Origin of the sequence: Nocardiopsis baichengensis YIM 90130 (genome assembly GCF_000341205.1) — a bacterium.
In the GTDB taxonomy this organism is placed as follows: Bacteria; Actinomycetota; Actinomycetes; order Streptosporangiales; family Streptosporangiaceae; genus Nocardiopsis_A; species Nocardiopsis_A halophila.
Genome location: NZ_ANAS01000010.1, coordinates 1 through 12,621, shown reverse-complemented (window position 1 = coordinate 12,621; position 12,621 = coordinate 1). Strand labels below are relative to the sequence as shown.

The following is a 12,621-nucleotide window of genomic DNA, read 5'->3' as shown; positions in this document are numbered from 1 at the left end:
GGTGCGGTGGGGGCGTCTCGGGCGACGGGCCACCGATACCGAATCGGTCCACGGAGGCGTCCTCCCTGGTCGGCGCGGGTTCGGCGAGGGCGGGCCGGTGCGGCGCACCGGGGTCGGCGGGGTGCGGCGGGCCTCCCGGACCGGTCATGGTCTTATGCTGTATGTGACAGGTGTCAATGGAACCGGCCACGGGGACGCCCGCGCCGGGCAGCTGTCCCGCTCCGGCGACCCCGGGTCCTCCGCAATCTCTAACCTTGGAAGCTATGTCATCGCGCCGTACCGTTTCGCTCGTCACCCTCGGCTGTGCGCGCAACGAGGTCGACTCCGAAGAGATCGCCGGCCGCCTGTCCGACGGTGGCTGGGAGCTCGTCGACGGCGAGGCCGATGAGAAGGCCGACGTCGTCGTGGTGAACACCTGCGGCTTCATCGAGGCCGCCAAGCAGGACTCCATCGACGCGCTCCTGAGCGCCGCCGAGGGCGGCGCCAAGGTGGTGGCGGCCGGGTGCATGGCCGAGCGCTACGGCAAGGACCTCGCCGAGGCGATGCCCGAGGCCCAGGTCCTGAGCTTCGACGACTACACCGGGATCTCCGAGCGCCTCGACGACGTCCTGGACGGGCGCGCGCTCGTCCCGCACGACCCGCGCGACCGGCGCACCCTGCTGCCCATCAGCCCGGTGGAGCGGCACGGAGGCGACGCCCACGTGCCCGGCCACGGCGCGTTCGCCCCCGCGCCGCTGGACCCCCTGCCCGAGGGGGTGGCCCCGGCCTCCGGCCCGCGCGTCCCGCGCAAGCGCCTGACCGGCGGCCCGGTCGCCAACCTCAAGATCGCCTCCGGCTGCGACCGCCGCTGCTCCTTCTGCGCCATCCCGGCCTTCCGCGGCGCCTACATCTCCCGCCGCCCCGGCGACCTCGTCCGCGAGGCCGAGTGGCTGTCCGGGCAGGGCGTCCGCGAGCTCTTCCTGGTCAGCGAGAACTCCACCTCCTACGGCAAGGACCTGGGCGACCTGCGCGCACTGGAGTCGCTGCTGCCGCGCCTGGCCGGCGTGGAGGGCATCGAGCGGGTACGGGTCAGCTACCTGCAGCCGGCCGAGGTCCGCCCCGGCCTGATCGAGGTGCTCACCGGCACCCCCGGCGTGGTGCCCTACTTCGACCTGTCCTTCCAGCACGCCAGCGGCCCGCTGCTGCGCCGGATGCGCCGCTTCGGCGACCGGGAGCGCTTCCTGGAGCTGCTGCGCACCGTGCGCGCCGCGGCCCCCGGGGCCGGCGCCCGCTCCAACTTCATCGTCGGCTTCCCCGGCGAGACCGAGGAGGACTTCGCCGAGCTCACCGCCTTCCTGGAAGAGGCGCGGCTGGACGCCGTCGGCGTCTTCGGCTACTCCGACGAGGACGGCACCGAGGCCGCCGGCCTGGACGGCAAGGTCGACGAGGAGGTCGTCGCCGAGCGCGTGGACCGTCTCAACCGCCTCGCCGAGGAGCTGATGTCCCAGCGCTCCGAGGAGCGCGTGGGCGAGCGCGTCGACGTGCTCATCGAGAACGACCTGGAGGACGGCACCTACGAGGGCCGCGCCGCCCACCAGGCGCCCGAGGTCGACGGCGGCACCCTGGTGCGCGGCACCGGTCTGGCCGTCGGCGACCTCGTGCCCGCCACCGTCGTCGAGGCCATGGGCGTGGACCTGGTCGCCGACGCCGACGCCCTCGACCGCTCCCCGGACACCCGATCCCCGGACACCCGATGAACGCGCAGGAATCCGTGCCCGCCCCCGCGCCCCAGCACCCGCCGGTCTGGAACATCGCGAACGTGCTCACCATGGTCCGGCTGGTCATGGTGCCGCTGTTCGTGGTGCTCATGTTCCTCCCCGAGACCGGGTGGCGCTACGCCGCGTTCGCGGTCTTCGTCGTGGCCGCGGTCACCGACCGCGTCGACGGGGAGCTGGCCCGCCGCCGCAACCTGGTCACCGACTTCGGCAAGATCGCCGACCCGATCGCCGACAAGGCGCTGACCGGCTCGGCGCTGGTCGTGCTGTCGCTGCTGGGCGAGCTGTGGTGGGCGGTGACCGCCGCCATCCTGGTCCGCGAGTTCGGCATCACCCTGCTGCGCTTCGCCGTCATCCGGTACGGGGTGATCCCGGCCAGCCGCGGCGGCAAGCTCAAGACCGTGCTCCAGGTGGTCGCGATCGCCGTCTACCTGTTCCCGCTGCCCGAGCCGCTGCACCTGGCGGCCCACGTGCTCATGGGCGCCGCCCTGGCGGTCACCCTGTGGACCGGCGGCGACTACGTGTTCCAGGCCTTCCGGCTGCGCCGCAAGGCCCGCAAGGCGGGCGGCGACGGCGCCGAGCCGGAGGGGGAGGGCTGAGCCCGGCCCCGGGCGGGGACGGGCCGCCCGACGCCGAGCTGCACGCGGCCGCCGAGGCCGCGCTCGCCGCTCTGGGCGCGGCCGGCGCGACCCTGGCCACCGCCGAGTCCCTCACCGGGGGCCTGATCGGCGCCGCCGTCACGGCGGTGCCCGGGGCGTCCGCCGTCTACCGCGGCGGCGTCGTCGCCTACGCCACCGGCGCCAAGGCCGGGCTGCTGGGGGTCCCCGCCGGACTCCTCGCGCGCGAGGGCGCCGTGCACCCCGGCGTCGCCGCGGCGATGGCCGAGGGGGCGCGGTCGGCGCTCGCGGCCGATTTCGGCCTCGCCGTCACCGGGGTGGCCGGACCCGAGCCGCAGGACGGCCGACCGGTCGGCCGCGTCTACGCCGCCGTCGCCTCGCGCACCGCCGTGACCAGGGTGGACCGCCTGGATCTGGACGGCGGCCGGGACGCGGTCCGGCGTGCGACCGCCCTGGCGGCGCTGCGCGCCCTGGCCGCCGAGGCCGCTCGGACCGCCGGGGAATAGGCGGTCCCAGGCCGTTCAAGGCGCCCGAACCGGGGAACAAACCGACACCAAGATCGCGTTACCCCTCCAGCGAACAGCTGGCCATGCGGTGCGACGATCAGGCGGCGGACAGGTACGGTGTTTTTATGATGGTCGCTACCGCTGGGAGGGAGCGCGAATGATGGTCCTGCTTCGTCACCTGCTCGGTGACGTGCTACGGCGGCTTCGGCAGCGACAGGGCCGCACCCTCCGCGAGGTGTCGGCAGAGGCCCGGGTCTCCCTCGGCTACCTTTCCGAGGTCGAACGCGGGCAGAAGGAGGCCTCCTCGGAGCTGCTCTCCTCGATCTGCGGCGCCCTCGGCGTCCCCCTGTCCCAGGTGCTGCGGGAGGTCGCGGACCAGCTGGCGCTCGCCGAACTGCAGGAGGCGGCGATGCTCAGCGGCTCGGTCCCGGCGGAGCCCGTGCCCGACGACCGCCTCGACATCGACCAGGTGCCCGACCGCGTCCCCGACGTGGTGGACATGGTCGGCGTCTGAGGACCCTCCGCCCGCACCGCCGGACGGCGCGCGCAGGGCGGACCATGTGCGACGGCGGCGCCCCCGATGGGTCGGGGGCGCCGCCGATGTGCTTCACCCGTGCTCTCGGGAGCCTCAGCTCATCCAGGCGTCGGGGTCCTCGGCGAGCCGGCGCACGCCGTCGGGGAGCTTCCCGGTGGACAGGTGCTCCAGGTTCACGCTCTCCAGGATCGACCGCTCGCTGGCGCGCAGGGCGATCCAGACCATCTGCAGGTTGCGGGCGGCGCCGTCGTAGTCGACGTCCTCAGGGCGCTCGCCGCGGACGTTGGCCAGGGGGCCGTCCACCGCGCGGATGATGTCGGCCAGGGAGATCTCGGCGGCCGGGCGGGCCAGCCAGTAGCCCCCGACGGGGCCGCGCTGGCTGCGCACCAGGCCGGCGCGGCGCAGCTGGGTGAGGATGTTCTCAAGGAATTTTCCGGGTATGGCCTGGGCGCGCGCGAGCTGTTCGGCCGTAACCGGACCGCCGCTGGCGGCGGAGAGTTCGGCTGCGGCGCGCAACGCGTAATCGACCCGGGCAGAAAGGCGCATGCTGCGATTATGCCGTGAATCGAGGGGAGTCCGGTTCAAAGGGGCGGGGGTGTGGCGCCGCTGCGGGCGGGATCGGGGCCATCGGGGCGCCTCCACTGCTCGTCGTCCTGGGCCGGGGAACGGGGGCCGGGGCGGTGCCGGCACCGGTCCGCACGCTCCACCCTAGCCGAGCCGCCTCCGGAGGAGGCGGGCGGCAGGGGCGCGTTCCGCCGGTTCGGTGTCCTGCCTCCCTGCCTCCCTGCCTCCCCGCCTCCCCGGATCCTCACCGCACCGGGGCCGGGACTCCGCCGAGCAGTTCGGCGACGCTCTGGCCGTTCACCCGGGCGGCGCCGTAGCTGCGCACGTGCGCCCGGCACTCCGGGCGCCACACCGGCAGCCCCATCTCCACCACCACGGCGTCGGGCCGCGCCCGGCACAGCGCCTCCACGAAGTCCCGGGTGTCCGGGTAGCGGTGGGCGTCGCGCACCACCGCCACCAGCGGCCGCCCCTGCGCGCGGGCCAGGACCCGCCGGGGGGAGTCGTGCTCGGCCCGGATCCGCTCGGTCCGGGGGAACCACGGCGACAGCCCCCACGGCACCTCGCCCACCGCGATCCCGGCGGGGGCGTCCAGCTCCACCACGTACGGGTCGGCCAGTTCCTCGGCGGAGGGCAGCACGCCCTCCACCCGCACCGCGCGGCGCGCGCCCTCCAGGCCCGGGGCGGCCGGGGCGTCCGCGGGGGGTGCGGGCTGCCGAGCGGTCCACCGGCGCACCTGCGCGGTGCGCTCGGCCGCCTCCTCCAGCCGGGCGGCGGGCAGCCGCCCGTCGCGGACCGCGTCGGTGACGGCCCGGCGCACCGCCGCCACGTCGTCGGCGTAGCGGAAGCGGCCCAGGCACAGCAGGTCGCACCCGGCCTGCAGGGCGCGCACCGCCGCCTCCGGGACGCCGATGTCGCCGCTGACCCCGTCCATCTCCAGCGCGTCGCTGATCACCATGCCGGTGAACCCGAGCTCGCCGCGGAGCAGGCCGGCCAGCGCGGTGGGGCTGAGCGTGGCCGGGCCGTCGACGTCCAGCGCGGGCAGGGTGATGTGCGCGGTGAGCACCGCCTGCGCCCCCGCCTGGACCGCGGCGCGGAAGGGCCGCAGCTCGCGCTCGCGCAGCACGTCGGCGGGGGCGTCGACCACCGGAAGGTCCAGGTGGGAGTCCTGCGTGGTGGCGCCGTGGCCGGGGAAGTGCTTGGCCGCGGCGGCGATCCCGGCGCTCTGCAGCCCCCGCACGGCCGCGCCGGCGTGCCGGGCCACCAGGTCGGCGTCGGAGCCGAAGGAGCGGGTGCCGATGGTCGGGTTGTCCGCGGCGGTGTTGACGTCCACCGACGGTGCCAGGTCGAGGGTCAGGCCCAGGCCGCGCAGTTCGGCGCCGAGGCCGGCGTGGACCTCCTCGGTCAGGCCGGGGTCGTCGATGGCGCCCAGCGCGGCGTTGCCCGGGTAGTCGCTGCCGGCCGCCTGGCCGATGCGGGTGACGTCGCCGCCCTCCTCGTCCAGGGAGATCAGCGGCGCGTCCGCGGCCTCGGCCAGGGTGCGGTTGAGCGCGACCAGCTCGGCGGGGCCCTGCGAGAGGTCGATGTTGTTGTGGAACAGGCACACGCCGGCCAGGCCGTCGGCGAGTCCGTCCAGGATCCAGCGGGGCGCGGTGGTCGACTCGAAGGGAACCAGAAGCGTGGCGTTGGCGAGGCGGTCCAGGCTCGGATCCGCGGTCATGGAGGCTCCGTTCATTGCGGGTGCGCCGTGCGCGGGCGCGCAGGCGCGCAGAGTGAGGGGGTGCGGACAGGGGAGGGCGCCCGCGCGGGCGGGGCGCCGCGCGCGGGCGCCCGGTCCGGCGGCCGCGGGTCAGCCTTTGACCGCGCCCATGGTCAGGCCGGAGACCATGCGCCGCTGCACGAAGAGGAAGAACACCATCACCGGGATGGTCAGCAGCGTGGAGGCGGCCATGATCGCCCCCCACTCGGTGCCGGTCCGTCCGAAGTAGTAGGACAGCGTGAGCGGGAGCGTGTAGAAGTCGGTGCTGCGCCCCAGGAAGGTCAGCGCGACGATGAACTCGTTCCAGGCGGTGATGAAGGCGAAGATGCTGGCCGCGACCAGCCCCGGCGCCACCAGCGGCATCAGGATGCGCCAGAAGATCACCGCGTTGGAGGCGCCGTCGATGGCGGCGGCCTCCTCCAGCTCCTTGGGCACGGCGGCCACGAAGCCCCGCAGCATCATGATGGTGATCGGCAGGGCGACGGCGGTGTAGACGATCAGGATGCCGGTGAGGTTGCCGAGCATCGTCACCCCGGTGGCGTCCTGGATCTGCCGGAAGTTGATGAAGATCGAGATGATCATGGCCTCCATCGGCACCATCTGGATCACCATCAGCAGCACGATGAAGGCGGTGCGCAGGCGGAAGCGGAAGCGCGCCACGGCCACCGCGGCCAGCAGCGACAGCAGCGCCGCCACCAGCACCGAGCCCAGGGTCACCGCCAGGCTGTTGAGCAGGAACTGCCAGAAGCTCACCCCGGGCAGCAGCTCCCCGTTGATCACCCGGTCGAAGTGCTCCAGGGTCAGGGTGCGGGGGAAGACCGACTGGTCGCGGGAGAAGATCTCGCCCTGGGAGCGGAACGCGGTGGCGACCATCCAGTAGACGGGGAAGACCGAGAAGAGCAGGACGGCCGTCCCGGCCAGGTACAGCCCGGCCTTGCGCAGCCGGGCCGCCGGGGAGCGCCGGCGGCGGGGCGCGCGGTGCGTGCGCGGGGCGCGGTTCGCGGGGGGCGCGGAGGTCGCGGTGGCGGTCATCGGGTCTCCCCCTGGCGGATCATGATGCGCAGGTAGTAGGCGGTGACGATGAGGATCATGATGGTCATCACCACCGCGATCGCCGAGCCCATGCCGTAGCTGGGCGGGCTGGCGCTGAACCCCTGCTGGTAGATGTAGTAGCTGAGCAGGTAGACGGACTTGTTCTGGAAGCCGTTGGCGAGGATGTAGAGCTGGGTGAACACCCGCAGGTCCCAGATGATCTGCAGCACCAGCAGCAGCGCGAACAGCGGCCGCAGCATCGGGAAGGTGACGCTCCAGAAGCTGCGCCAGGGGCCGGCGCCGTCCACCCGGGCGGCCTCGTAGAGCTCGGAGGGGATGCTCTTGAGGCCGGCCAGGACCGAGACCGCGATGAACGGGAACGACTGCCAGACGATCACCATGATGAGCACGGCGAACAGCGACACCGGTTCGAGGAACCAGTTGTACTCCCGCCAGCCCGAGCCCACCAGCCAGTCGGGCAGGGCGTCCAGCCCCACGTTGACCAGGCCCCGGTCGGGCATGAACAGCCAGCGGAAGATCAGCGAGGCGCTGATGGCCGGGGTCGCCCAGGCGAGCATCATGCCCACCGCCACCACGGCGGAGAACCACTTGGGCAGCTTGTTGAGCAGGATGCCCACCAGGGTGCCCAGCACCATGGTGATGCCGACCATGAGGCCGGACACCACCACGGTGTTGCGCAGGATCGTCCAGAACTCGGGGTCCGTCAGCAGGCGCCGGTAGTACTCCAGCCCCCGGAACTCGGGGGCGGGCGCGTTCGGCATCAGGTGGCGGGTGGTGAACCCGTGCATCGAGTACCAGACCATCTGCACGATCGGCCAGAGCAGCACGACGGCGAGGATGACCACGGTCGGGACGATGAGCAGGTACGGGGTGCCGATTCTGAGGCGCGGGCCGCGGCGGGGCCCGGGCCCGGCGGGGGCCTCGGGCCCGCCCGCCCGGTCGTCGGGCGGCGCCTTTTCGACGGTCTGAGCCATGGCGGGACTTCTCGATTCGGGTGGCGTAGCGGTCCGGGGGACGGTGGGGGCGGGGCGAGGGGCGGCGGGGCGGCCGTGAGGGGTGGACGGCCGCCCCGCCTGTGAGGGGGCCCGGTCTACTCGACTTCCTCGTTCAGGGTCTCGGTCAGGTCCTTGTTGGCCTGCTCCATGACCTCGTCCACGTCATCGCCCTGGACGATCTCCAGCACCGCCGAGGGCAGGATCGCCTGGTCCTGGTCGGCGGCGTTCCAGCGCGGGGTGGCGGGGAAGAACTGGGTGTGCTCCATCTGCTGCGCGCCCGCGGCCTTGACCGGGTCCTCCTGGTAGGCGGGGTCGTCCAGCAGCTCGGGGTAGGCCGGGAAGTAGCCCGCGGCGTCGGCGTAGCCCTTGCCGCCCTCCTTGTCGGCCATCATCGTGAGCAGCTCGGCTGCGTACTCGGGCGACTCGGTGGTGGCGAAGACGCTGAGCGCGGAGCCGCCCGCGAAGGCCGGGGCGATGCCCTCGGCCCCGGGGATGGGCGCGGCGGAGATCTCCTCCAGCAGGGCCGGGTCCTCGGCCTGCTCCTCCATCTGGCCCATGGCCCAGCTGCCGTCGATGTACATGCCCAACTCGCCGTTGGCCATGTCGGCCAGCGGGACCAGCTCGTTCTCACCGACGTAGGACTGCGGGGAGATCTCCTCCTCGGCGGTCAGCCCGGCGTAGAACTCGACGGCCTCCTTGGCCTCGTCGCTGGTGAGCTGCCCCTGCCACTCGCCGCCCTCCTGGGTGGCGATCTGGCCGCCGTTGCTCCAGATGAAGCTGGCGATGCCGTTGGTGAAGTCGGTGGGGGCGGCGAACCCGGGGACGTCGTGCTCGTCCTCGACGGCCTGGGAGACCTCGACCAGCTCGTCCCAGGTCGCCGGGGGCTCCATCCCCAGGTCGTCCAGCCAGTCGGCCCGGTAGTACAGGGTGCGCACGCCGGCGAACCACGGGACGCCGTACTGCGCGCCGTCGTACTGGCCGTACTCCAGGGCGCCCTGGTCCAGGTCGCCGGCGTCCTCCCAGTCGGCGATGTGGTCGTCGAGCGCGAGCAGGGCGCCCTGCTGGGCCCAGTTGGAGGTCTGGTCGTTGCCGACCTCCAGGACGTCGGGCGCGTCGCCGCCGGCCATCGCGTTGGTGATGGACTCCTGGGCGTCCTCCCAGGGGACGAACTCCACCTCGATCGCGGTGTCGGGGTAGGTCTCCTGGTAGCGCTCCTCGATGCCGTCGAAGTACTCGACGAGGGGGTCCTGCGCGGTGCCCATGACCCACACGGTCAGGCTGTCGGGCGCGCCGGACGGGTCGGCACCGCCCTCACCGCCTCCTCCGCCGCAGGCGGCCGCGAGCAGGACGACCGCCGGAACGGCCGCGATCTTCGGGAATCTCACTGGTTCTCTCCCTTCACGCGTCGCCACGCGCGCGACCGTGCGTCGAAGAAGACGCCCCCCGGTCATCTCTGGGTCGGCTACGAACGCTGTGCGGGCTTCGTCATGGGTGCGGGGGTGTGCTGGTATAGCTCTGGTACGCCGTTCGGTCGCGCGCCGCCCCCGCCTCCGGGGATCCGGAGTCCGGGGGTGTGAACGAGACCTGGTTCACGTTGGCCGTTAAACTAACAGGAAACTTTCTTAACTAATAGGGATGGGGGTGTCACGGTTATGTCTCGACGCCCGGGGACCCCGCGGCTGCTGCGGCAGCTCAACGACCGTGCCGCGCTGGAGCTCCTCCTGACGTCGGGGCCGCTGACGCGTACCCAGCTGGGACGGGAGACGGGGCTGTCCAAGGTCACCGCCTCACAGCTGCTCTCCCGCCTGGAGGAGCGCGGCCTGGTGCGGGTCGCGGGAAGCCAGGCCGGGGGCCGCGGCCCCAACGCCGCGCTGTACGAGGCGGTGCCCTCCAGCGCCTACGCGGTGGCGCTGGAGGTGGGGGCCGCCGAGGCCACCGCCGCCGTCGCCGACATCACCGGCGCGGTGGTGGAGCAGGGCAGCATCGACCCGTCGAGCGCCTCCGACCCCGTCGGGGCGGTGTGCTCCCTGGTGGTCAAGCTCGTGGAGAGCGCGGGGGTGCCGCCCGAGCGGCTCAACGCCTGCGTCATCGGCACGCCCGGCGTGGTCGACCCGCGCACCGGGGCCGTGCGGTTCTCCTTCGACCTGCACGCGTGGCTGGAGGGGGTGTTCGACGCGCTCGGCGCCGAGCTGGGACGGCCGGTGCTGATCGAGAACGACGTCAACCTGGCCGCCATGGCCGAGCACGCCGAAGGGGCGGCGCGCGACGAGCGGGACTTCGCGCTGATGTGGCTGTCCGGCGGCGTGGGCATGGCGATCATGCTGGACGGGCGGATCCGCAGCGGCCGCTCGGGCGGCGCCGGCGAGATCGGGTACCTGCCGGTGCCCGGGGCGCCGCTGCCGCGCGACGTGGGGCGGCCCGGCGGCTTCCAGTCGCTGCGCATGCAGGACGGCGGCATCGAGCACGGGTTCCAGTCGCTGGTCGGCGGCCGCGAGATCGTCGCGCTGGCCGCCGAGCACGGCGTCACCGGGGCCGGGGCGGCCGAGGTGATCACTGCGGCGCGCGACGCGGCGGCCGAGGACCCCGGCGGGCGCGGCGCGGCCTTCCTCGACCGGTTGGCCGAGCGCATCGGCCGGGGTGTGGCCGCGGTCTGCGTGGTGCTGGACCCGGGCCTGGTGGTGCTCGGCGGGGAGGTGGCCCGCGCGGGCGGCGAGGAGCTGGCCCGCCGCGTCGCCGAGGCCGTCCCCGCCATCGGCCCGAACGCCCCCGAGGTCGGCGTCGGCCGCGTGGAGGAGCCGGTGCTCCGCGGAGCGCTGCTCCTGGCCCTGGAGAACGCGCGAGAGGAGCTCTACGCGGCGGTCGCCGAGTGAACCCGGACCGGACCCTGATCCTCGGCCGGGCCGGTGCGGCGGGGCGGGGTCCTGTGGCCAAGGCCCTGGGCGATCAGAACCGCTTCCTGGTCGCCCGGTCGTCACCCGACCGGGCTCGAGGGGTGCGTTCCTGCCCGGAGCAGCGCACCTGAGTGCGGACGAAGGCCGGGTGGGCCCCGCGCCGGTGGCGCATCACGGCCAGGTGTAGACCACGCCGGTCGCCTCCTCGGACAGGGTCCACAGGCGGGCGGCCGCAGCGTGGTCGCGCGCGGCCGTGCTCGGCCGGCAGAACCGGGGGGCACCGCGCAGACCGAAGAACCCCCTCGGCCCGACGTAGGCGCCGCCCCGCACGTCAGGATCGACCGCCGCCCGCACGGTCGGCAGCGCGCCGCCGAGGTCGGAGTGGCCGATGGTCCCCGCGGCCCCGGCCAGGAGGCTCCCCAGACGGGGCCGCCCTTCCAGCGACGGCCCGGCGGCGGCGAGGTCGGTGCCGGCCATGCCGGGGTGGGCCGCCGCGGACAGCAGCGCGCCGCCCTCCCGTTCGGCGCGCCGGTGCAGCTCGCCGCTGAACAGCAGGTTGGCCAGCTTGGATCCGGCGTAGGCGTCCCACCGCCGGTAGCGGTCCGGCCCTCCGTCCACCGTGAAGCGGGTGTGCCCGATCCGGTGGAGTTCGCTGCTGACGGTGACGACGCGCGGGGCCCGCGCGGCCAGCAGGCGCGGCAGCAGCAGCCCGGTGAGGGCGAAGTGCCCGAGGTGGTTGGTGCCGAACTGCATCTCGAACCCGTCCGCGGTGGTGCGGTAGGGCAGGGCCATCACCCCGGCGTTGTTGACCAGGATGTCGATCCGCTCGGCGGGCGGGTCCTCGGCGAAGGCGCGCACGGATGCCAGGTCGGCGAGGTCGAGCAGGGCGAGCTCGGCCTTCGCGCCGGGGGTCTGGGCCCTGAGCCGTTCGAGGGCGCGCTCGCCCCGCTCGGGGCTGCGGCAGGCCAGGACCGTGTGCGCACCGAGGTGGGCGAGCAGGCGTGCGGCCTGGAAGCCGATCCCGCTGTTGGCGCCGGTCACCACGGCCACGCGGCCGTCGAGGCGCGGTGCGTCCTCCGGGCGCCAGGGGGTCTCACCCATCGGAACCTCCGTCGGGGGTCGGGGACGGGGAAGAGCGTCCGACGAACACTACAAGCGACACTGTGCCAACGGAAGTTGTCATGGTCGGTGCCGAGGGGACCGCCCTCGTCAGGGCGCGTCGAGGGCGCGCCGCATCGCGATGCGCGGGGCCACGGCGATCCCGGCCCGCTCCTCGGCCCGCCACTGTTCGGCGAGCCCGGGGCCCCAGGCCTCGCGGGGGAGTTCACGGAAGCCGTGGCGTGTGTACCAAGGGGCGTTCCACTCCAGGTCCCGGAAGGTGGTCAGGGTGATCGCGGTGAACCCGGCCTCCCGGACACGTGCGCAGGACGCGTCGAGGAGGGCGCGGCCGATGCCGCGCCTGCCGTGGTCGGGATGGACGGCGATCTGCTCCAGGTGCGCGGCCCCGTCCAGCTCCACGAGCGCCGCGAGCCCGGCGGCCCCGGCGCCGTCGGTGCCGTCCGCGCCGTAGGTGCCGTCAGTGCGGTCGGTGCCGCCAGTGCTGCCAGTGCCGTCGGTGTCGCCGCCGGCCTCCTCGGCGACCAGCACGGCACCGAACCGGCCGGGGGAGCGCCGCCGCCCGTCGGGGCCGACGGCTCCGAGGACATGGTCGAGCAGCTCACGCGGGTCGTCGGGAGGCAGCACGAGCCCGGCGTCGGCGAACATCCCGTCCGCCGCCAGGCTGACCTCGACGACCCGGGGGACATCGGATTCGCGCATGTCCCGGATGACAGGGAAGGACGGATGCACCACCGAGACCGGCTCCTTTCACTCACGCTCGCCCGGCATCCTCCCGCGCGGGCCGGTCGGAGGCACCTTCTTTTCTGTTCCTCTGTCCCAGGGGGCGGGAAC

The 12,621-nt window shown here is 73.8% G+C and carries 12 protein-coding genes; 5 read left to right on the top strand and 7 right to left on the bottom strand.

Going from position 1 to position 12,621, the window contains the following annotated elements:
* Positions 1-263 precede the first annotated feature (263 nt).
* The 4 genes from rimO (at position 264) to C892_RS0110295 (ending at position 3,391) form a co-directional block, all read left to right on the top strand.
* A complete protein-coding gene (gene rimO, locus C892_RS0110310; protein ID WP_017557113.1) occupies positions 264-1,736 on the top strand; it encodes a 30S ribosomal protein S12 methylthiotransferase RimO in 1,473 nt (490 codons plus the stop codon).
* The gene (gene pgsA / locus C892_RS0110305; RefSeq protein WP_017536757.1) at positions 1,733-2,353 is read left to right on the top strand and encodes a CDP-diacylglycerol--glycerol-3-phosphate 3-phosphatidyltransferase; all 621 of its coding nucleotides are present in this window, start codon (positions 1,733-1,735) and stop codon (positions 2,351-2,353) included. Before rimO ends, pgsA begins: the two co-directional genes overlap by 4 nt.
* Positions 2,354-2,391: 38 nt before the next feature.
* A complete protein-coding gene (locus tag C892_RS0110300; protein ID WP_083932517.1) occupies positions 2,392-2,877 on the top strand; it encodes a CinA family protein in 486 nt (161 codons plus the stop codon).
* Positions 2,878-3,034: 157 nt separating this feature from the next.
* Entirely contained in the window at positions 3,035-3,391 is a 357-nt protein-coding gene (locus C892_RS0110295) for a helix-turn-helix domain-containing protein (RefSeq protein ID WP_017536755.1), read from the top strand.
* A 114-nt stretch (positions 3,392-3,505) separates the two neighbouring features.
* On the opposite strand, the gene C892_RS0110290 is transcribed toward C892_RS0110295, so the two are convergent.
* The 5 genes from C892_RS0110290 to C892_RS0110270 form a co-directional block, all read right to left on the bottom strand.
* A complete protein-coding gene (locus tag C892_RS0110290) occupies positions 3,506-3,958 on the bottom strand; it encodes an RrF2 family transcriptional regulator (protein ID WP_026124281.1) in 453 nt (150 codons plus the stop codon).
* A gap of 262 nt (positions 3,959-4,220) precedes the next feature.
* Entirely contained in the window at positions 4,221-5,693 is a 1,473-nt protein-coding gene (locus C892_RS0110285) for a glycoside hydrolase family 3 protein (protein ID WP_017557112.1), read from the bottom strand.
* Positions 5,694-5,822: 129 nt separating this feature from the next.
* A complete protein-coding gene (locus C892_RS0110280) occupies positions 5,823-6,764 on the bottom strand; it encodes a carbohydrate ABC transporter permease (protein WP_017536752.1) in 942 nt (313 codons plus the stop codon).
* Complete coding sequence (locus C892_RS0110275; protein ID WP_017536751.1) at positions 6,761-7,759, bottom strand: carbohydrate ABC transporter permease; 999 nt, start codon at positions 7,757-7,759, stop codon at positions 6,761-6,763. Before C892_RS0110275 ends, C892_RS0110280 begins: the two co-directional genes overlap by 4 nt.
* A gap of 116 nt (positions 7,760-7,875) precedes the next feature.
* Entirely contained in the window at positions 7,876-9,165 is a 1,290-nt protein-coding gene (locus tag C892_RS0110270) for an extracellular solute-binding protein (protein WP_017557111.1), read from the bottom strand.
* Positions 9,166-9,432: 267 nt separating this feature from the next.
* Between C892_RS0110270 and C892_RS0110265 the strand changes: the two genes are divergently transcribed.
* Positions 9,433-10,650: an ROK family transcriptional regulator gene (locus C892_RS0110265; protein ID WP_017557110.1), complete on the top strand. Its 1,218-nt coding sequence runs from the start codon at positions 9,433-9,435 to the stop codon at positions 10,648-10,650.
* 192 nt (positions 10,651-10,842) lie between these two features.
* Here the strand turns inward: C892_RS0110265 and C892_RS0110260 are convergent, their stop codons facing one another.
* Entirely contained in the window at positions 10,843-11,772 is a 930-nt protein-coding gene (locus tag C892_RS0110260; RefSeq protein ID WP_017557109.1) for an oxidoreductase, read from the bottom strand.
* 108 nt (positions 11,773-11,880) lie between these two features.
* Entirely contained in the window at positions 11,881-12,489 is a 609-nt protein-coding gene (locus tag C892_RS0110255; protein ID WP_040685364.1) for a GNAT family N-acetyltransferase, read from the bottom strand.
* Positions 12,490-12,621: the final 132 nt, after the last annotated feature.